We start from the raw sequence: 19,145 nt of genomic DNA, 5'->3' as shown, positions 1-19,145 counted from the left end.
TGACGGTTCTCCAATAAAAAATCCACAAGGATGATGATTTTGGGCATGATAAAGCCCTTAAGAGGGACATGCCATGAAATCAAAATATTTTTTTGTCGAACAGGCCGCTTCCGTAATTATTCAGCGTGAAGTCGGACTGTCGATAGCCAGATTTGCCCTTAGAATGGGCGTAGCTCAGGGTACTTTGTGTACCTGGAAGAAAAAGTATTTAGGGCTTGAGTTAGATCAGGTTCGCGAACAGAAAAAGCTGTGTGAAGACATAGTTGCGACAACGGAAAAATCCTCCAGCGTATTACAGCGCAAGAAAGTAACATCAAAACCTATCGGGGAATTGGAAGGTTTGGTGATTACGTCTTATGGTGGGGTGTAATTTTGAAGTTATTACATCTTACAGAGACGGATATGTCAGATTTTGACCCATCCGCTAAAGGCAAAATTTTCTCAATAGCCATTGAAATTTCTAACTTAGAACAGCGTGTTAAAGAAATGATGGCTGTAGCCCTTGATACTAGCTGGCTTGATGAGCTCGATGTAATTGACCGAATGGGTTATGAAGCACGCTCTAGAAGAACTAGAGATAAGATCACTAATGAAATATTGAACAATGTAGAATCCGAAATTTCCGAAGATTTCGGTGAGTATCTGGTTTCTGATGTTGCACAGACCTCACTAAAGCTGCACTTAGCTCACATTCGACTGCCTCTAGCTGAATTCATTAAAGAGAAAATTTCAGGTAATCCAGGCTTTGATTTCCATACTGAATCCCCTGCGGCATTGATTGCTTTTGGTGAAGCGAAATATAGTGGGGTGAAAAACGCTCATGGCAGAGCTCTTAGTCAGATCAGAGATTTTATTGCCGAAGAAAAAGACATTCAGGAACTCCCTGACCTAAGAAATTTTGTCACGGAAGCCGCTATACAAAATGCAGCTGCTGGCTATAAGTCATACAGCGCGGCGTTTTCCATCACTTCTGACGACTTAGTTGAGATAATGGACAATGCACTTAAGTCACAACATATAAAGTCATTATTGCAATATGAGGCAATATATTTGATAGGAGTTAAGGTAAGTGCTTAACAATATCATTCAAGGAGTTGGTATACGAAAAATCTTAGAAAGATCAATTGGAGAGTTTCATGAAAATGGCCCAGTTGATTTGGGCATTTTGGAAAAGCTGAGCTTAATAAAAATTTTTCATCCAGATATTTTCGCTGAATACGAGTCAAAAATTTTAAGTGTTATGGGGTTGTTTTATAAACTGGATGAGCCTAAATCATTCCTTGAGTCTATCTACCAAAATTTGGGAGGTACGATTGAGGACAAGTTTGGTAAGCAGTACACACCCATGCAGGCTAGCGCTTTTCAATCTATATCCTCGAAACGATTTTACTCTTTTTCAGCTCCTACAAGTACGGGTAAGTCGCACTTATTCCGAGATTTAATTCAAGAAGAAGAGTTCGATATTGTTATCGTGGTGCCGTCTCGTGCATTGATTGCCGAGTTTTACTCTTCAGTGACCGACCTAGTAAGCAAAGAAGTTTTAGTCCTACAGTTTGTTGAAAACATAAACCAACACCACACCGAAAGGCGGATTTTTATTATAACTCCGGAGCGAGGCGTGGAGCTATTTAAATACGTTGATGTATTTGATGTTGGACTTTTCTTATTTGATGAAGCCCAAATCTCTGAGGAGCCAATAAGAGGCATATCATTTGATGCTTTTGTCAGAAGAACAGAAAAAGCTTTTCCTGAAGCAAAGAAGGTATTTGCGCATCCATTTATTGCCAATCCAGAAGCTCAATTGTTAAAACATAATTTTATCAAGGATTCGGATTCAAAAAACTTTAAACAAAGTAATGTTGGGAAAGTCAATTTATCTAGGAACGAAGATGGAACCCTCGATTACTTTTCCCCAAACTTCGAATCAGACATAGTCGCATGTGAAACCGATGTTGTTCGAGAAACACTAATTAATGGAGGCACTGCTCTTATTTACATTTCAAAGAGCAAAATTTTCAATGGCGGTCACATTGAGGGCTTTGGTGAATATATTGAGCTATGCCCATTCGTAAAAAGCAATAATGCACTGGTAATAATCGAACTATTAAAGAAATACATTGGAGCGTCAGACGGGCAATTTGGAAAACAATCCTCTTTCCTAACCCTAATGGAGCGGGGTGTTGTCGTGCATCATGGGTCTATGCCGCTCAAAGCAAGACTTTTGATTGAACAATTCGTTCGTGACGGGCATGCAAAGATTTGTTTTGCAACGGCCACCTTGGTACAAGGTATAAACATGCCTTTTGACTGCGTGTGGATAGACAATTTCCACAATATGCGAGATTTAACACTTAAAAATTTAATTGGCCGAGCAGGAAGAACCACCTTACGGAAAGGCTACTTTGATTATGGTTATACAATAATTAATAGTAAGAATGTGGCAACTTTCATTGAAAGAGTTAATTCGCCCACAACACTAAAGCAAGAATCGAAGTTAGATGATGACTCGAAAAATATACCAGAGGATTTCTCTGACCTAGTAACGGCTATAAAAACTGATACGTTTGATGATGAGCTACACCTTACTGACTCCCAAGTGCAGCGATTGACAGAGTCAAATTTAGAAGCTGACTTACAATTTATATTGGATAAGTTAATAGATGGCGATAAGACAATAGGTGGTCATCAATATTATGAAATTGAGGATTACGATCGTAAGAAAATAAAAGATAAACTTAAAAACGTTTATATCACCCACCTTAGACGAACGTCTTTAACTCAAGCTGAACAAACAATTTTGAGCGCATCAATCCCCCTTTTGCTTTGGAGAGTTCAGGGAAAATCGTTTAGCGAAACTTTATCGCTGAGGCATTCATACTTAACAAATCGGGACGAAAGGCGGGCTCTACAGCGGAAGTTGAGAAAAAAACTGATTACACAAGAAGAATATAACGTTGAGTTTAATAAAATAAAAATAAAATACTCAGCTAGAGCAGAGAGTTTACCAAACATAGATGCCAGAGCTTTTCCTTTATTTGGGCGTGGTACATCGGTAAAAGAATTTGATTATGACTTGTTAGTTTATGATACATACGATTATTTAGATAAAGTTATTAGTTTGTCGTTAGCAGATCCTCTATGTGCGGCTTTGACCATTTATTACGAGAAAACTCAAGATGAACGAGCTAAGGTATTTAAAAACTTTATTCGTTACGGTACAAACGATGAAGTTGAAATTTGGCTGTTAAAATATGGCTTTGACCCAGAGGATACAGAGTGGATCAGCAAGTACGTTCATCATATTGACGAGAACGGGATTATCTTTGTTGATGATTTGAGCGAGCTTAATGAGGAACAGCGTTCCATCTTGGAAAGATATATTTATTAGCAACCAACAAGTTATCGGTTGAATGCAGTGACAATCAATTTTTTCGGCTTATGTACTTCCTACAATAATTGGTGGCTCAAAGCATTGGAATTACTTTGAGTGATTTGCATGAAGGGCTTAAAGCTTTAGGTATGGGCGTTTTTTCGGTGTACGTAATCAGAACTGGTATTTTTACTTTGTAGTGAAACACTTAAAGCTATGTGTAAGCGCAAGAGGCTTTTTCTCATGGATTATCTAATCTGGCCAAATATTGCTGAAGAAAACACCTCGCAAAGTGGCTTAGGGAATTGTTCGCGTTTATGGTTGCTCGGATAAATTAAAGCTTGTAAGGTCAGTAGGATAAGAAAACATCGTCAAGGTTATCAGACATACTGTGAGAGCAAGTTGCCTTGAGTTATTACAGCGATAGTCATGCGGTAAACCAGGCAGCAAGTCAGCCAACTTCGCGTTTCCAGTGTCGAATACAGTAAGCCGGAGTCGATTATTTAGGCGCTCAAATCAGGAGGAATATGGATCCGGTCATTGACGATACTAGACGCATAGTTGCCACCCTTGCGAATCTTTTTCGACGGGAAAAGCTAGCCGCTGAATTCCAAGTTTTGTCCCAAGGTAACTGTATTATTGAAATTAGTGGTTATGACAACTGGGATGGAGGAACGAGCATCTACGGCTTATATTGCCGCGTTCCTATCGATTTATATTCCAATATTGAGCTAGTGATAGAAGGGGTCGAGCAAAGTATAAGAAACAAGGCAGAGATTTTGTTTCGATCTTACAGCCAAGCACGGATTGACGAAGTGGTTGTTTCACCAGAGCTGACTGAGGATATTCAAGGTAAAGCCTACAAAGTAATTCACGAGGAGCTGCTGAGTAAACTTGAGCTTCAGAAAAATCTGATGGTTTCCGTTTCAACCGGTGGAGCCAGAATTCAGAGTGTAAACATGGAGTATCAGTCAAGATATTCTGAAATAGCAGAAGGTTTACGAGAGAGAAACTTAGCAAACCCAATTTCTTTTCCTGACTTGTGGCAGTGGTACGGGAAATGGAGCGAAGGCTCACTTCCAACATATCAGTCTAGAAGAGAATACTTAGGAAAAATGTTCGATCCTCTAATCGAGACGGTTAAGGGGATGAAGTCTCAAATAATTAATCCTGTTTTCGATGATCCGACAGGTTGGGTGCGAGTAGATCGTAGTATGGGCGAGATAAAAATCCGATTGGCGCAGGCCTCAACAGAAGAGCAGTATCAAGGCGTTGGGTTACTTGCCCGTGAAACTTTGATTTCTGTTGCTCAAGCTGTTTACGACCCAGAGCTACATTCCAGCAAAGAAGAAATCTCTCCGTCTAAAACTGATGCAAAGCGAATGATCGATGCTTATGTATCTGCAATAATCCCTGGTAAGTCGAATGAAAATATACGGCGTCATGCTAGAGCTTCACTGGATCTAGCTAACGATCTTACGCACCGGCGTACGGCCGATTTTAGGTTAGCGGCGTTGTGTGCGGAAGCCACGAATGCCGTTGTTAATGTTCTAAGCGTAATCTCTGGGCGACGAGACAGAGATTGAAGATTTTAAGAGTACGCTTAACGTGGAAGCTCTGGACAGGCCACTGTTGTATAGCTTTGGATCCTATATTGAGGCATTTTAACTCCAGCGTCATGTGGTGGTAGGTAGTCGAATTTGGGGATAGCTCTACGGGGGTTTGCGGCAATCTTTAGAGTCTCTGTTGGAATTGCATCGCTCTATTTATTCGAATTTCAAATGATATCAGGGCTTCTATTCAATCGCATAATGCTATAAATATATTCTCAGGACTAGTGATGTTCCTCCTTGGGTCCCCGCGACTTAAGCGAGGGGAGCTTTTGAAGCTCCGAAATCGTTTCCAGAAGTGAAGCGAGCGTTTCTTTGTCATTCATTTCCTTCAACTTATAGCAGTCAGCTATTTTAAATATTTTCTGAAGTCTAATTTTAACTGGTGTTGACTCCTTGCAGTTATCGCTTTGTTCAGATGAGTCTGGGGAATTGATTTCACTTGCCAAGTGAACATATCTCGACAATGTGTCATTCGACGCGTGCATGGTAATTTTACGGCAAGCGGTAGCAGCTACTGTTAAAATGTTCTGGAAACTGCCAGCAGCTGACAGTTTTCGTAGCTCCTTGGCCACAGTCAATGTTATGAACCTGTGGCGGAAAGAGTGATTCGTGATATGTCTCAAGTCCCGACAGTATTTACTCCCGTTGATAACTTTTTTTGCGTAGTTTTTTAGGTAGGAAGCTTTCAGTTCTGCTCCGCTTCTTGAGTCCACGAAAATGGAATCGTGAGTAATATTCGGGAAAGTTCGCTCTATGAGGTTTATGTGCCAAAGTATAATTTGGAGATCATCCTGCGACACTCTGACTTCGCGTGTTCTCCCTCGGTATTTGCCCTTCATAATTGGGATATCTCTAATGACAGGGGCCTTATTAGGATCCAAAAGGGATTCGGCGGCTTTTTTTATCGATGACCGACTTATTTTATGAACTTCAGTAATTCTAGACCCAGTAATCTCCAGCAGTGTTGTGAACGCCTGCCATCGACTAAGCAAGAACTCATCGATCTCAGGGTGAAAAGTCGTACAATTGATCGCATCTAGCCATTTTTCTAATTCATAATCTCGGATGTATTCTATCCCTGCATCGTTATGAATAAGCCCTTCAAGGCAATGATGTGTCAGATATGTTATCTCGCGGTTTCCTTTCTTAAACTTCTTTTCTCCCATGTGTACTTTGTAATCAGACGTCGCGTCGCTCTCAAGTGTCGCCAAAATAGCTTCTGGATGGAGGTCAGAAACGAAAGATATGTACTGAAGAGCAAGTCTGACATGAGAGATGATTGTCGAGTCTGTTATGCCCCTATCTTTGAGGCAGTCAACGAATTCGTAGAGGGCGCTATCATCCACCTCTCGAACAGTAAGGTTTTCATCCTCCAGAAATGAGCAGAATATGTTTAAGCTATAAGCTTTTTTTACGACCGTGGGAGCAAGAGGTTTGATGTTATAGACCTTAGGACCACCCCCGATTTCGGTTAAAAAAGCGTTGGCAGTCCAGTTAAACTGGCCTCCTTTCATCAAGATGAGGGGAAGTTCGCACGCACCACGATCTGCTAGTCTCTTGTTCGTTACAAGGAAGCTCAAATCTGGTGCTTTAGCGATTGCGACTTTTGACATTATTTAACTTGCCAGAGTCGTTTTTTTCCAAGCACTCGTGCCTGTTCTAAAATTAATGACCGGAATGATTCGTCCGCTTGCTTATCCTCTTGGTAATTATCGATGACTTGAAGATATGCGCGGTAGACTTCGGCCAAGGCAATCTTTAAATCTTCATTCTCTTTGCGGAGCATGGAAAGAGCGTCATCGTCATGATTATGAAGGTATTTAGAGCTCTTAGAGTTTTGTTTGACGGCAAGGTTGTTATTTGCTCTCTTCAACGACTTTCGGAGAACCTTGAGTGCCTGCGCATTATGCTCTGCGAAGGCTGTATTTCGAGAGAATGATAGGATATTGCTTAGTTTATCGTCGCTCCATTTGTACACTGAAGCTTCAGAAATATAGTTGCCCTTCAATTCGAGGCTTGACGGAACTTCATCAATGGTTTTTACCAAATTAATTGCCTCAGCCTTAGCGAGCATGGACCTTGTTATATCACTTTTCCTTTTCCGAATTCGATCAGACGTTTGACCAGGTTTGAACTTGGACATTAATGGCTTTCCTCGGATTGAGTAAAGTAAAAGAAGACGTCATCACCATCGATCTTGTGGAAGCGCACTTGTTGTTTGGTCTTAGCTTTATGCTTTTCAATGAGTTCGCGAACCAAAGGTTCGATAACAGTGGTAACGCTGGAAGATTGCCTCGCTTTCCTAACAATTTTCTGGATTTCTTCATCTGCGTTTATTGGTTTATGGACTGAAGAGGCAATCTTTGCAATTGTCGATTCTGCTTCGTCAATCCATTCGTCGGTGGGGGAAACCTCAGCGTAGTGAAATGTTTGGTCTAAGCCAGCATGCCCCATAAACCAAGATAGCTCTTCTAAACCTGAGTCCTGGGTGAATTTGAAATATAAAACAGCAAAGAAGCGGCGAAATTGGTGAGGTCTTGGATACCATCTCCTTCGCCCGATTAGAGGCGACTGACTCCAGTCCGTGAACTCTGACAAGTAGGCATATATTGTGTCGCCAGAAATGGGTTGTAAGTGGACTTTTGCGTCATTAGTTCCCTTAAATAATAGGGAAGTAGTGAGTGAGCGTGGGGTAATGCTTCTGCTGAATAAAAATGACTCAGAATCTTCTGCAAAGAGACCTCTTCTGTCTTCGATCTCACTGGAAAACGAAGCGAATTCAAGCCCATAATCATAGATGAGATCTGGAATCGGGCGGTGAACCTGCTCAAGTTGCCATCGTTCGGAGCTTTTTGGAATTCGTAGCACGATATCGAATAATCCGTCCATTGGCGATTGTACAAAGCAGTCTCTGGATAAACCTAAAAGTGAGCTTATCCTCGCGCTGGTGAACGTGGCTAAGAGCGTAAAAACCGCAGCAGTGTATAAACGTGTCGCCTTATAAAAAAAGAGCTTGTTATCCACCTCTCCATGCTCGTCTGGCTCTATGAAAGGAAAACAGGAGACTTTCAATTCATTGAGTGCATCAGGAAGGACGGTTTTTTCGAAAAGTTCTTTTTGGATACTTGAAAATGATTTCTGGTATTCGTTAACCCCAATAAAACCCAAGAGAGTCTTTTCGGCTCTGGTGAAATTTGCAAAATACTCCCGCAGTGCTTCTCCATATTTTCGACAAAAGGTTAGTGAGGAAGAGATGGCGTGGAAACAAACATGAGCTGGAATGAGTGCAGTTTTTTGAGTTCTAAGCATGTTTTCAAAAATTAATTCACCTCCTGCAAAAAGGTTCATTGAAGAGTGGGGGAATTTATACACCTGGCCCGGCCGAGCTGTAAAAAGCGCTTCTAGTTTGGAGATTTCGTTAGAAATCGTTTTTTCAGTTGGCAATAAGTGCTCTTCTACATCAAATGAATTTCTATGCGCGTCTTGATGCTGTTTTTTATATTTTTGCATTGCCTGAAAGTCTTGGTGACTATCTTCTAAAAATCCGATTAATTTTCCTTTCAGAGATAGAAAACCTCTTGAGCTGAGGTTGAATTTAAACTTAACCTCATCCCAATCAATTTGGCTTCTAGATTTGTATCGACCCAATATATGTTCAAGAGCTTGGCTAAACACTTGTTCTCCGACTTGAAAATCTAATAAGTAACCCTTTAGGTGATCAAAGCGAATTTGGGAAAGCAGCTTTATCTTTGGCTTATTGAGTTTTGAATTTACTTCGTTAGCATGCCTAATGAGATGACATATAGAATTAAGGACACTTGCAATTCGTTTCGGTCTTGTTATTTTTCCTTTCGTATCCAGGTAAAGCAAGCTATTCTGAATATCCTTTAAAAGGTGCTTATTTGCTGGGTCAGTTAATAACGAATTTTCTGAAACGGGCTTTGAGAATGTTATTGTTCGAGCCAGATTTAGGTCACTACTGTAATCTACTTCGATACCGACGACTGCGACCTTCCATATTGTGTCGTATACGTCGTTATTGATCATCCAGGATGGCTTGGCGTAGTGAAACTCAGACGGATTTTCAATGATTTCGTTTGAGTCATTAATTTCTTTTAAGGGGTTGATTCCGGTTCTTTCCATTTCAAATGTCTCCTGCTTCTTTTAATTGTTTTTCCGCCTGCCTCAAGAGCTGTTTCATTATTACTGGACCTTCAGCGATTTTTTGGATTGCAGCTCGACAATGATGTTTAAGTGCTTCGTCGTTTCCGTGGTTTAGATATTTAAGTGCAAGCTTGATATTTCTGAGCGAAACGCAGAAATATATTGGGGGCTCTTCCGTTGCGCTTTCGTCAAATGAGGTTAGTGCTTGATGGAGTCTCCCTCCCATATGAGGGTAGGAAAATGCTGTTTTAAGATCTAATTCGCGGTCAGAAGAGGCTTTCCTGAAGCCTTTTTCTGGTACCTGTTCGTTCGCAACGCTCATGAACAATAATATGTTCTGAAAAGATCGTATTTTTGAACGATAAACTAGTTCCGAGAGGTAGGGAGGTATGTACCGATGGAGAGTCGTTTTAACAGTGTTTCCAAGGTAGGCTGCCGTTTTTAAAGCGTTACCGTTAGAGGTCAGATAAATCCACACACCTTTGCTTGTTCTAATTTTCTTGAGTGAAGCGAACTTCAGACCAGGGTACTTTAAAGCAACATGATCTCTCATCTGATTAAATTCATTCTGAAAGCTTTCGGGCTTTGGTCTTACTAACGATTGTGTGGTTTTACAGAGCCAGAGGTCGTTCTGCTGAGTGCTCGCTCTGCATCGCTCTGTCATGTTGAGGGCCATTTGCAAGCAGACGGCAGCATTAATCTTATGTTCCTCGATCGAGCTGAGCTCCTTCAGAGTCCCTGATGCGTGAGCCGATCTCGACCGGCGAGCCCGAGGTTTTGAAGCCTTTATTCTTACTGATCCATTATCGGTTACCTGAACGAACTCATGCCCACGGCCATCTGTAGAAACTTTAACTTTGTAAAGTGAGTAAGGATTTATTCCCAGTTCCTCGATGATAATGACCTGCATCGCCGAGGCAACTGCAACAGTTAGTGCCAGATGAGCTCTAACTTCGTCTGTAAGGTGCAGATCGAAAATCTTTGGCCTTGGCTGTTGCCCTGTGAACTGGTCAAAAAAGTGATCGAAGTAGGCAAGTAGATTTTCATGCCGTAGAGGGGATAATTTGTAAAATGGATTTAGACGAACTCCGACTTTAGTTAATGAAGGAACTTTGAAATCTCTGGTTTTTAAAAACTCAGGTCGTTGGCTGTTAGCGATAAGCACATCTTTGTTAGCGAATTTCTGATACGCCTGCCAAACTGTTCTGCGAGCTTCTTGAAGCAGAATATCCAAATTACTTCTGAGCTGAACCGCTAGTCTGTTAATGAAATCATCGGTATTGCGGAAAGTCTCTATCTTACGTTCATCGTAAATATACGTTGAACTCAACAACGGGTTGTTCGTTCTGACTCTCTCGGTGTTGGTGTCTCGACGAAGATTGCCTGGAAGCTCTGTTTCATTTGGTATGAGTCCATGATCTTTTAAAACAATGAATGCATTCTTGACGTTCTGAAATCTGCTGTAGGTTGTAGCCCGGCTGTATTTACTCAGTTCTGAATTCCTGAATTTAAGAAGTTCACCTTCAATAACCCTTGGTTGTTGATTCCAGGACAAATGGGTTTTGCTGAGTTGTCTAAGGAATTTGGATAAAGGACTTCTGTGGTGTTTAGCGTGCTTAAAATTATAGACATGCTCTTTGAGGCGTTTGGCAATCTCCGTTGTGCAGGTCTCCGATAGGGTTTGTTCAAACTCTTCGTCCGCTGACAGTGGTTCAGCTTTTATTTGACTCAGGTACGTCTTTGGTAGTTTTTGTAACTTATAGACGTTGTATTCTTCGGCATTTCGAGGGGCGGATGGAAAGATGAAGTTGCTTGAAATAATCTCGTTCTTAACAAGTTCGTCCAGCAGCACTTTAATGTCATATAATTTTTTCGCTGCTACAAGACGTTTGTATTTTGAACACAGGTGGTTTCGGACAAATGTCAGGGCTTTTGAAAGAGCTGGGCCGTCATCGTTATTTAAAGGAGTCGAAAGCACTCGGATGTAGTGATTAAGGGGTATCGCAAGTTCGGCACGCCTCTTGGGTGGAAGGTTATTAGAATGATGCTCGATAAAAGCTAAACATTCCTTGCTTAAATCCGCATAGATTCCATCCAAGTTCTCGGAATTTGACATACTAAAAGTCCTATTTGAACGTATCAACTAGAGATAACCTAGGAATAATTTGAAAAATTACAATAGCTACTGGGCGATAAGGCGTAGTTCGTTGAAAGTTGAAAGTGACACTCTGACGTGATTCCGCAAGTGGTCAGTGTCATAAAAGATAAGCGTCCTGATAACACTGAGGCAATTGAATTTCCTCAGCACTGCCCAATTTGTGAATCCGAAATTGAACGCGTTGAGGGAGAGGCCGTTGCCCGCTGTACCGGTGGTTTGTACTGTGCAGCTCAGCGAAAGGAAGCGATTAAACACTTTGCTTCCCGTAAAGCCATGGATATTGACGGGCTAGGCGATAAAATTGTCGAGCAACTGGTGGAACGGGACTGGATAAAATCACCGGCCGATCTTTATCGTCTGTCCAAAGCTGAATTAGCAACTTTGCCACGAATGGGTGCTAAGTCTGCTGAAAATCTACGAAATGCTATTAAAGCGACACAGGAAACAACTTTAGCCCGCTTTATCTATGCGTTAGGTATTCGGGAAGTAGGGGAAGCGACGGCAAACGCGCTGGCGAATCATTTCAAAAACCTGGATGCTTTAATTGCCGCTGAAAGTGAACAGCTACAGGAAGTTCCTGATGTTGGTGCTGTTGTCGCTAAGCATATTGTGTCTTTTTTCCATGAACCCCATAACCAGCAGGTGGTTAAGGAATTGCGTGAGTTTATTTCCTGGCCTGAGGGTGAAGAGGCAAGCTCCGTGCAAAGTGACCGTTTATCGGGAAATACCTATGTTATTACCGGTACCTTGTCGACCATGACTCGTGACGAGGCTAAGTCTGCTTTAGAAGCTTTAGGGGCGAAAGTAGCTTCCAGTGTCTCTAAAAAGACAACGGCACTGGTTGCCGGGGAAAATGCCGGTTCAAAACTGACCAAAGCCCAATCCCTTGGGCTTGATATACTAGACGAGAATGGGTTAGCTGAGCTGCTTCGCGACTAACGTCCTTTTGCGCTCAGGTCTTTCAGAAGGCCTGAGCCATTGATATCGACAATGCCTTTTTCTTCGTCAAACTCGAACCGGATAGTCGGGTGAGTGGTTTCCAACAGAAAACTGCGATCATCGATTTGCACACGCAAGTGCTTTAAGGGCTCATCTTCGTCAAACTCTTGGCGATGATTAATGCTGACTTTATGGTCACCAATATTGAGCTCGAAACCTTTGAAAAAACCGTTAGCAAATTCTGCTACGTAAACCTGTCCTTGCTTATTTACAAACAGATTAAGAATGTAATTTGGCGGCATTTCGGACGTACGCATTTGCGATTTGCCGGCAGTAAAAATAATGGTGTCATAAACCTTTTTATACTCAAAACCAAAGGTTAAAGGTTCCGTACGGCCTGACGGGTAGATGACTTTACCATTACCTTCGGCTTTCCAGTCGGCTAAAGTTTGAGCGCTAAATAGCAGCGCTGCAAAGACAAAAAAGTACTTTACGTTGTTCATAGGTTGCCTCAACTACTGACCTCGGTGACATCAACTTTTAACTTAAGCATTTGTCCGGGTTGTAGATAACGATTGCGTTGAATGTTATTCCATTGCTCAATTTGGCGAATGGTGACATTAAATTTATCAGCAATCCTGGCTAGTGAGTCACCGCTACGCACACGGTAGCTGATATTACGCATAATACTGTTAATACTGCTTTGTACCGTTGACGATGGCTTGGCTTCCGTCCAAACCACTAACTCTTGCCCAGGTCTTAAATAATCGCCCGGAGCCATCGAGTTCCAGCGGGCTAAATCGCGCAAGTTTACCTGATAGGCGCGACTTAGATCCCAGAGCGTATCGCCAGATTGTACTACGTGCTCTATACGCTTACCGGAGCGTTTTTGATCTTGACGATTTTCACGGCGCTGATCCTGCGATAACTTGTAATTATCGATATTGAGTGTCGCAACCGGAACTAACAGATGGTCGCCTGCGCGAATGATATCACTGCTGATGTCATTTACCTGCTGTATCACGTCAACAGACGTATTGTATTTTTTGGAAATAACGAGCAGGCTCTCACCCGATTTAACTTCGTGGCGGGTCCAGCTCAGCCAGTCTTTTGGCTCAGTTTCGTTTAAGGCCTGTTTAAACTTTTCCGCATTTTGATTCGGAAGAAGTAAACGGTGAGGCCCGTTCGGTGCCGTTGCCCAGCGGTTATAACCAGAGTTGTACTGATGCAGTAAATCCAGTGGCATGTCAGCCATGTCGGCGGCTAATGCCAGGTCAATTTGTGCTGGTGTTTCAACAACCTCAAGCTTTGGCTGATTTTCGATTGGATACCAGGCCACACCATACTCTTCACTATTGGCGAGTATTTCCGCTAAGGCTAACAATTTGGGCACGTACGCACGAGTCTCGCGCGGTAATGACAGATTCCAGAAGTCGGTTGGCTTGTTCAGACGTTCATTTTTGCGAATTGCGGCAGCAACCCGGCCTTCACCTGAATTATAGGCTGCCAGCGCGTGCATCCAGTTACCGTCAAAGTAACGATGAAGCGCCTGCAAATAGTCAAGTGCAGCGTGCGTTGCGGCAAAAACATCACGACGACCGTCGTACCACCAGTTGATATCCAGACCATATTGGCGCGCGGTGCCCGGAATAAACTGCCAGACACCGGAGGCACTGCCGTGCGAATAGGCAAAGGGGTCAAAGGCACTTTCCACTATCGGCAATAAGGCCAGGTCAACTGGCATGTTACGCTTTTCCAGCTCTTCAACAATAAGGTGAAGATAAGGTTCGGCACGCTTAGCAACACGGTCTAAATACTCCGGATGGCTGGCATACCAATTTCGCTGGCTTTGTACTCTGGGTACATCAGGCACATGAAAGCTCAATTGCTGGCGAATACGCACCCACAAATCTTCCTGTTCTTGCGGGGTAAGCTTTACGGGCTCACTGACTTTGATTTCTTCTTCGGCGTGCTGACTGATCACTTCTTCCGGAATGACTGTCAGTTTAAGTTCAGTAGGTTCGTTTTTCGTTTTTACCGGATCATTATGACTAAACAGCGTTGTGCTCTGGCAGCCACTCAATGCCAGGCCACTGGCCACCATACAATACTTTAACCATGCGTTCTTTCGCTTGCTGTTTATCATGCGTAATTTACTTCCGATAATTATTAAAATCTTGAGGAGTTTAAAGAATCACGCATTATCTTTCCACTGCCTAATTGTATAAAAAACATCCTCAGGGCTGTTTTTTACACTTCCGGCATGCTTATTTGCTGCTTCAATAACACTTTTTTGGTCAAACCGGAGAAAGGGATTAATGGCTAACTCCAGTTGCAGCGTGCTTGGCAGAGTGATCTGCTCTTGTTCACGTAACATTCTGACCTTTTCAGCGTAACTTTGCAGCACAGCGTTCTCTGGCTCAACTTTTAATGCGAAATTTACATTTGCCTGAGTATATTCGTGGGCACAAAAGACCCGAGTTTCGCCCGGCAGCTTACGCAGCTTTAGCAAGGACTGCGTAAATTGTTCCGGTGTGCCTTCAAACATACGGCCACAACCACAGGAAAACAGCGTGTCACCGCAAAATAAAAAGCCGGGAGTATAAAAGCTGATGTGATCCAGGGTGTGTCCCGGAGTGGTTAATACTTGCCACTGAATACTTCCAACGGTCAGCTCATCGCCTTCTGTAACTGTGCGGGTGAGCGTTTTTATATCAGGGTTTTCCGGGCCTATAACCGGACACGCGGTGTGTTCCAGCAATTCCGCTATGCCACCAGTGTGGTCGTAATGGTGGTGAGTGACTAAAATAGTCTCAATACTTTTATTATTTTGTTCCAGCCATTGTTGAACGGGTTTGGCTTCGCCGGGGTCTACAATAATAACTTTGTCATTATTATTGGTTTCAATTGCCCATATGTAATTGTCGTCGAAAGCTTCAATTGCGTGCACTCGCATGTTAACCCCTATAACGCTAGGATGAGAAACCCAGCGAGTAAGTTGAAGATAAGTTCATAATACAGGAATTAGCCGTGTTAATTAAACCAGCATATTCGAAAATTGATTTAGCGGCTCCCGGGAACTGGCAGCAAATGGCCTGCGGACAATATATGATGGAGCAGACGGCTGATTTAATTCGCGCTCATCAGCGGCGACTAAAGCCGGGTAAAACTGTGGCTATAGGCTCCTTGAGTCCGGGGCTTAATGAATGCCTTAAAAATGGGGCTCAGTGGCTGACTGTCGGTACAGGCAGTGACGTAGCGGTTCGCAGCAAATTAACTGAGCTGGCCCTAAAGGAAGACAGTGTTGATAACCTAATTGCTCCTTTTGTCCTTGAATTTTGTCGGCATCCGCACCAGTTACTTAGAGAGGCTACGCGAGTCCTGGACGACGATGGCGTATTAATACTTACGGGGTTTAACCCCTACAGTCCGGCGGTGGCAAGTGGCTTTTTTATTCGCCATAAAAAGAGTTTCCCATGGTCAGGAAGGTACTTTACGCCAGTACGAGTTAAAGACTGGCTGGAGTTGTTGGGGTTCGAAATTCTGGAGTCTGAATTTTATGTTTCGAATTTTCTGCACCATAGCGAGCATCGGGGAAGCGACTGGTCAACGAAGCTGAGCAATCTGATTCCAGGGCTGCGCGCCGCTTATTTCATAGTGGCACGAAAACAAACTCTGATTAACAGATTAAAACCGTCAGCTCAAAGAAAGCAGCTTGCGGTTAACGGAAGGCAGGCAGCAACAGCCATGACGACGAAACAGTTTTCAAAGTTTAATAAACAAATAAGAGGTAAATTATGATTACAGCACAAGAGTTATGTGGAAAAGCGAAATCGAATGTCAAAGAAGTGAACACCGAAGAACTGCAAAAAGCCATAGAGCAGGGCGCGCGCGTTATTGATGTAAGAGAGCCGGCTGAATATGGACAGGGACACATTCGGCAAGCGGTGAACATGCCCCGTGGTGTTTTGGAAATGCAGCTAAACCAGCATCCTGACGTGGCCGGATATGACAACGCGCTGGAGCGCATCGCCGAAAAGCCTTTGTATCTTATTTGCCGAACCGGTGGTCGTTCAGCCCTGGCCGCGGAGAGCCTGCAACGTATGGGGCTGGAGAATGTCTATAGCGTAGATGGCGGCATGAGCGCGTGGCAGGAGAATAAACTGCCGGTAGTTGCAGGCGAGTAAACTTACTCGCCCCCAAACCCTTTATCTTCAAGCATAGGCTCGCGCGTTGCGGCGTCGCGAGCCAGTTCATCACAGCGCTCATTCTGTTTATGCCCGGAATGGCCTTTTATCCATTTCCATTCAACTTTATGGCGATTAACTTCTTCGTCCAATTGTTGCCATAAATCTTTATTTTTTACCGCTTTACGAGCGGAAGTACGCCAGCCGTTTTGCTTCCAGCGATGCATCCACTGCTCGACACCTTGCTTCACATACTGGCTGTCGGTAGTCAGAATGACATGACAGGGGCGCTTCAACTCGCGCAGGCCAGCGATAGTAGCCAGCATCTCCATGCGATTATTGGTGGTCAGACGATAACCCTGGCTTAATTCTTTGTGATGTTTGCCGTATTCCAGTACAGCGCCATAGCCACCCGGTCCCGGATTTCCCAGACAAGAACCATCAGTATATAAATGAACAGTTTTTGAGTTCGACATGTTACTTGCTACTATATCCTTTGTTTCCAGCGAGTATATCAGGATTTCACCATGCGTCAGGTCGTATTAGATACAGAAACTACCGGAATTGATCCCGCAAAGGGGCACAGAATTATTGAAATAGGCTGTGTGGAGCTTATTAATCGCAAATTAACCGGTAATCATTTCCATGTTTACATTAATCCGGAGCGGGTGGTCGAGCAGGAAGCGATTGAAGTTCACGGTATAACCAATGACTTTTTAACCGACAAGCCCGTATTCGCTCAGGTGGTTCACGATTTCATTGAGTTTATTAAAGGATCTCAGTTAGTTATTCATAATGCGCCATTTGACGTGGGCTTTATGGATGCTGAATTTAGTCGTATTCGCCCGGCTGTTGGCCTGACCAATGATTTTTGCTCTGTACTCGATACCTTGCAACTTGCCCGAGAAATGCGGCCAGGGCAAAGAAACAGTCTGGATGCACTATGCCGCGCCTACGACGTTGATAACTCAGCACGTGAACTACACGGCGCCTTACTGGATGCCGAGATTCTTGCTGATGTTTATTTGATGATGACCGGCGGGCAAACGGCATTAAACCTGGCCAGCCACGGAAAAGACAATCAGGGTGGCTCACAAAAAGTGGAACATCAGCGAGTCACTAATCGTCCTACATTAAAGGTTTTACGGGCAACGGCCGATGAAGAAGCATTACATCAGGAGCGTTTGGCGCGAGTCAAAGAAGAAGGTGGACATTGTCTGTGGCAAGACTCTTAGCAGTATTATTGGTTTTAATTAGTAGCTCATCAGCCTACGCTGTACAGAGTTTTAGCACGGTTGACTCTGACTCAAAAGAGGAAGTTGAAAAGCGTGCTATGAGCCTTATTGAAGGCGATCTTACCAATAAATTGCCAATTAAAGGGCAAAGCTTCCGTATAGATGAGAACGTCGAAGAAATTACTCTGTTGTTTTTTCGCGAACCGGGCAGCAAGCCTTTGGTTCTCATCAAGCCTGACGGGAGTAAATGGTACGACGCCCGTTATCCGGCAGAAAAAGTAACCTGGTACACAGACCCTAATTTTGACATCATCCGGATAAAAGAGCCTCAGCCGGGGCCCTGGCAGGCCGCTGGGCGTATTGATGAGGAAAATAAAGCTTTAGTTATTTCTGATATTCGCTTTGAAGCCGAACCTTTACCCAGTCCATTATTTCAGTACGAAGAGCTGAAAGTGGAAGGGAAGCTCTATAATGGTGACGAAGTCGTTAAAACCTCACGTTTTCGTCAGACTGTGCTACTGGATGTCCTGTTTATCAGTACTAATAACTCGGACTTTGATAACTTTGGTTCGAATCCGTCACGTGTAGCGCAATTTGAAGATGACGGTCGTGGTCATGATGAGAGAGCGGGTGATGGCATATTTACCGGTTTCTTTAATTTAGATGTGGTACCGGGTGAGTGGATGGCCACTTATGAAATGACCACGCCTTTGTACCAACGAGTGTTTGAGTCCGGTCCTGTTGTGGTTGAGCCGTTACCGGTTGAATTTGACGTTATTCAGTCAGAGTCTGTGGACGATAATCACCAGTTTGTTATTCGTGTTGATGAAGACCGGATAGATCCGCAGAGTCTTGTGATTAATGGTGAAACCAGCTTTCCGAACGGTGAAGTTCGGAAATTTACGGTCAGCCAGATAGAGAGTTTTCCACACCGTGTCGATATTGCTAACCTGGCTTTTGGTAAGCATCTTATAGATTTAGATATTTTTGCCACCAGTGAAGGTGGCCGTGAATTTGAAGCCAGAATTGATGATTTTAGTTTTATTGCAAAAGAACCGCCGCCACCTGAACCGACAGCGGCAGAGTTGGCGGAGCGGCAGCAAATAGAACTGGAGCGTCAGCGCGAACAAGCAAGGCAGGAGCGTGAAGCTAAGCAAAAGCAAGCGATGACGAACCTGATCATTATCGTTGTTGTTAATATTATTCTCATTGCGTTAGCTTTAGTCGGGCTCTGGTGGTTTAAGTTTCATCGGAAAAAAGTTGCAGTTGAGAGCGATGAAGCGGTAGTTGAAAAAACAGAGAAAAGTAGTAAAAAGTGACCTTTGTGGTTAAAAAAGCGCAGATCTGAATATAAATCAGACAGTCGGTTAAAATCTTTAAAAAAAGTGTTGACTCATTTGCCCCTCACTCGTAATATGCACGCCGCGTTGAGGGAGACTTCAAAGCAAAGTACTAATGCGGAGTGGTAGTTCAGTTGGT

16 protein-coding genes and 1 pseudogene are annotated in these 19,145 nt (G+C 43.3%); 9 read left to right on the top strand and 8 right to left on the bottom strand.

What is annotated here, in order from left to right; all coding sequences use genetic code 11:
- Positions 1 to 73 precede the first annotated feature (73 nt).
- The 4 genes from B2U97_RS13740 to B2U97_RS13725 all read left to right on the top strand — a co-directional run bounded on the left by B2U97_RS13740 (position 74) and on the right by B2U97_RS13725 (position 4,956).
- Complete coding sequence (locus tag B2U97_RS13740) at positions 74 to 370, top strand: transposase (protein WP_286822895.1); 297 nt, start codon at positions 74 to 76, stop codon at positions 368 to 370.
- A 32-nt stretch (positions 371 to 402) separates the two neighbouring features.
- Positions 403 to 1,077: a hypothetical protein gene (locus B2U97_RS13735; RefSeq protein WP_286822894.1), complete on the top strand. Its 675-nt coding sequence runs from the start codon at positions 403 to 405 to the stop codon at positions 1,075 to 1,077.
- Positions 1,070 to 3,388, top strand: a complete 2,319-nt coding sequence (locus B2U97_RS13730) for a DEAD/DEAH box helicase (RefSeq protein WP_286822893.1) — start codon at positions 1,070 to 1,072, stop codon at positions 3,386 to 3,388. Before B2U97_RS13735 ends, B2U97_RS13730 begins: the two co-directional genes overlap by 8 nt.
- Before the next feature lie 509 nt (positions 3,389 to 3,897).
- Positions 3,898 to 4,956: a hypothetical protein gene (locus tag B2U97_RS13725; RefSeq protein WP_286822892.1), complete on the top strand. Its 1,059-nt coding sequence runs from the start codon at positions 3,898 to 3,900 to the stop codon at positions 4,954 to 4,956.
- A gap of 248 nt (positions 4,957 to 5,204) precedes the next feature.
- Here B2U97_RS13725 and B2U97_RS13720 read toward each other — a convergent pair whose 3' ends face one another.
- From B2U97_RS13720 to B2U97_RS13705, 4 genes are read right to left on the bottom strand one after another with little or no spacing between them, the layout of a single operon-like run.
- Complete coding sequence (locus B2U97_RS13720) at positions 5,205 to 6,596, bottom strand: site-specific integrase (protein ID WP_286822891.1); 1,392 nt, start codon at positions 6,594 to 6,596, stop codon at positions 5,205 to 5,207.
- On the bottom strand, positions 6,596 to 7,126 hold the full coding sequence (locus B2U97_RS13715; protein ID WP_286822890.1) for a hypothetical protein: 531 nt from the start codon (positions 7,124 to 7,126) through the stop codon (positions 6,596 to 6,598). The genes B2U97_RS13720 and B2U97_RS13715 overlap by 1 nt, the downstream gene beginning before the upstream one ends.
- Positions 7,126 to 9,126 (bottom strand): hypothetical protein, encoded by a 2,001-nt coding sequence (locus B2U97_RS13710; protein WP_286822889.1) that lies wholly within the window; start codon positions 9,124 to 9,126, stop codon positions 7,126 to 7,128. The genes B2U97_RS13715 and B2U97_RS13710 overlap by 1 nt, the downstream gene beginning before the upstream one ends.
- A gap of 1 nt (position 9,127) precedes the next feature.
- Positions 9,128 to 11,263 (bottom strand): hypothetical protein, encoded by a 2,136-nt coding sequence (locus tag B2U97_RS13705; protein ID WP_286822887.1) that lies wholly within the window; start codon positions 11,261 to 11,263, stop codon positions 9,128 to 9,130.
- A 114-nt stretch (positions 11,264 to 11,377) separates the two neighbouring features.
- Here B2U97_RS13705 and ligA point away from each other — a divergent pair.
- Positions 11,378 to 12,244 (top strand): annotated as a pseudogene (gene ligA / locus B2U97_RS13700) (NAD-dependent DNA ligase LigA); the annotation flags it as partial.
- On the opposite strand, the gene B2U97_RS13695 reads toward ligA, so the two are convergent.
- Genes B2U97_RS13695 through gloB form a run of 3 tightly spaced genes read right to left on the bottom strand, consistent with a single transcriptional unit; the run spans position 12,241 to position 15,200 of the window.
- Positions 12,241 to 12,747, bottom strand: coding sequence for a hypothetical protein (locus tag B2U97_RS13695; RefSeq protein ID WP_286822886.1), 507 nt, complete (start codon positions 12,745 to 12,747; stop codon positions 12,241 to 12,243). The pseudogene ligA and the gene B2U97_RS13695 overlap by 4 nt on opposite strands.
- A gap of 8 nt (positions 12,748 to 12,755) precedes the next feature.
- A complete protein-coding gene (locus tag B2U97_RS13690) occupies positions 12,756 to 14,390 on the bottom strand; it encodes a LysM peptidoglycan-binding domain-containing protein (protein WP_286822885.1) in 1,635 nt (544 codons plus the stop codon).
- A 48-nt stretch (positions 14,391 to 14,438) separates the two neighbouring features.
- Positions 14,439 to 15,200 carry a hydroxyacylglutathione hydrolase gene (gloB, locus tag B2U97_RS13685; RefSeq protein WP_286822884.1) on the bottom strand — a complete coding sequence of 254 codons (762 nt, stop codon included), beginning with the start codon at positions 15,198 to 15,200 and terminating at the stop codon, positions 14,439 to 14,441.
- A 74-nt stretch (positions 15,201 to 15,274) separates the two neighbouring features.
- Between gloB and B2U97_RS13680 the strand changes: the two genes are divergently transcribed.
- Both B2U97_RS13680 and B2U97_RS13675 read left to right on the top strand, forming a co-directional pair.
- Positions 15,275 to 16,045, top strand: coding sequence for a class I SAM-dependent methyltransferase (locus B2U97_RS13680; protein WP_286822883.1), 771 nt, complete (start codon positions 15,275 to 15,277; stop codon positions 16,043 to 16,045).
- On the top strand, positions 16,042 to 16,431 hold the full coding sequence (locus B2U97_RS13675) for a rhodanese-like domain-containing protein (RefSeq protein ID WP_286822882.1): 390 nt from the start codon (positions 16,042 to 16,044) through the stop codon (positions 16,429 to 16,431). Before B2U97_RS13680 ends, B2U97_RS13675 begins: the two co-directional genes overlap by 4 nt.
- A gap of 2 nt (positions 16,432 to 16,433) precedes the next feature.
- Here B2U97_RS13675 and rnhA read toward each other — a convergent pair whose 3' ends face one another.
- On the bottom strand, positions 16,434 to 16,907 hold the full coding sequence (gene rnhA / locus B2U97_RS13670) for a ribonuclease HI (RefSeq protein ID WP_286822881.1): 474 nt from the start codon (positions 16,905 to 16,907) through the stop codon (positions 16,434 to 16,436).
- A gap of 51 nt (positions 16,908 to 16,958) precedes the next feature.
- Here rnhA and dnaQ point away from each other — a divergent pair, with 51 nt between their 5' ends.
- Together dnaQ and B2U97_RS13660 are read left to right on the top strand one after the other, a co-directional pair.
- Positions 16,959 to 17,666, top strand: a complete 708-nt coding sequence (gene dnaQ, locus B2U97_RS13665) for a DNA polymerase III subunit epsilon (RefSeq protein ID WP_286822880.1) — start codon at positions 16,959 to 16,961, stop codon at positions 17,664 to 17,666.
- Positions 17,651 to 18,985, top strand: coding sequence for a TIGR03503 family protein (locus B2U97_RS13660; protein ID WP_286822879.1), 1,335 nt, complete (start codon positions 17,651 to 17,653; stop codon positions 18,983 to 18,985). Before dnaQ ends, B2U97_RS13660 begins: the two co-directional genes overlap by 16 nt.
- The last annotated feature ends 160 nt before the right edge of the window (positions 18,986 to 19,145 follow it).

The sequence above is a fragment of the Idiomarina sp. UBA3176 genome, assembly GCF_002364295.1.
Taxonomy (GTDB): domain Bacteria; phylum Pseudomonadota; class Gammaproteobacteria; order Enterobacterales; family Alteromonadaceae; genus Idiomarina; species Idiomarina loihiensis.
Note: the sequence above shows the minus strand (reverse complement) of the source record. Positions and strands in the feature narration are given on the sequence as shown.

Coding starts and splice junctions, on each gene's coding strand:
- B2U97_RS13740 (WP_286822895.1), top strand. CDS start 74: ATGAAATCAAAATATTTTTTTGTCGAACAGGCCGCTTCCGTAATTATT.
- B2U97_RS13735 (WP_286822894.1), top strand. CDS start 403: ATGTCAGATTTTGACCCATCCGCTAAAGGCAAAATTTTCTCAATAGCC.
- B2U97_RS13725 (WP_286822892.1), top strand. CDS start 3,898: ATGGATCCGGTCATTGACGATACTAGACGCATAGTTGCCACCCTTGCG.
- B2U97_RS13720 (WP_286822891.1), bottom strand. CDS start 6,596: ATGTCAAAAGTCGCAATCGCTAAAGCACCAGATTTGAGCTTCCTTGTA.
- B2U97_RS13715 (WP_286822890.1), bottom strand. CDS start 7,126: ATGTCCAAGTTCAAACCTGGTCAAACGTCTGATCGAATTCGGAAAAGG.
- B2U97_RS13710 (WP_286822889.1), bottom strand. CDS start 9,126: ATGGAAAGAACCGGAATCAACCCCTTAAAAGAAATTAATGACTCAAAC.
- B2U97_RS13705 (WP_286822887.1), bottom strand. CDS start 11,263: ATGTCAAATTCCGAGAACTTGGATGGAATCTATGCGGATTTAAGCAAG.
- B2U97_RS13695 (WP_286822886.1), bottom strand. CDS start 12,747: ATGAACAACGTAAAGTACTTTTTTGTCTTTGCAGCGCTGCTATTTAGC.
- B2U97_RS13690 (WP_286822885.1), bottom strand. CDS start 14,390: ATGATAAACAGCAAGCGAAAGAACGCATGGTTAAAGTATTGTATGGTG.
- gloB (WP_286822884.1), bottom strand. CDS start 15,200: ATGCGAGTGCACGCAATTGAAGCTTTCGACGACAATTACATATGGGCA.
- B2U97_RS13675 (WP_286822882.1), top strand. CDS start 16,042: ATGATTACAGCACAAGAGTTATGTGGAAAAGCGAAATCGAATGTCAAA.
- rnhA (WP_286822881.1), bottom strand. CDS start 16,907: ATGTCGAACTCAAAAACTGTTCATTTATATACTGATGGTTCTTGTCTG.
- dnaQ (WP_286822880.1), top strand. CDS start 16,959: ATGCGTCAGGTCGTATTAGATACAGAAACTACCGGAATTGATCCCGCA.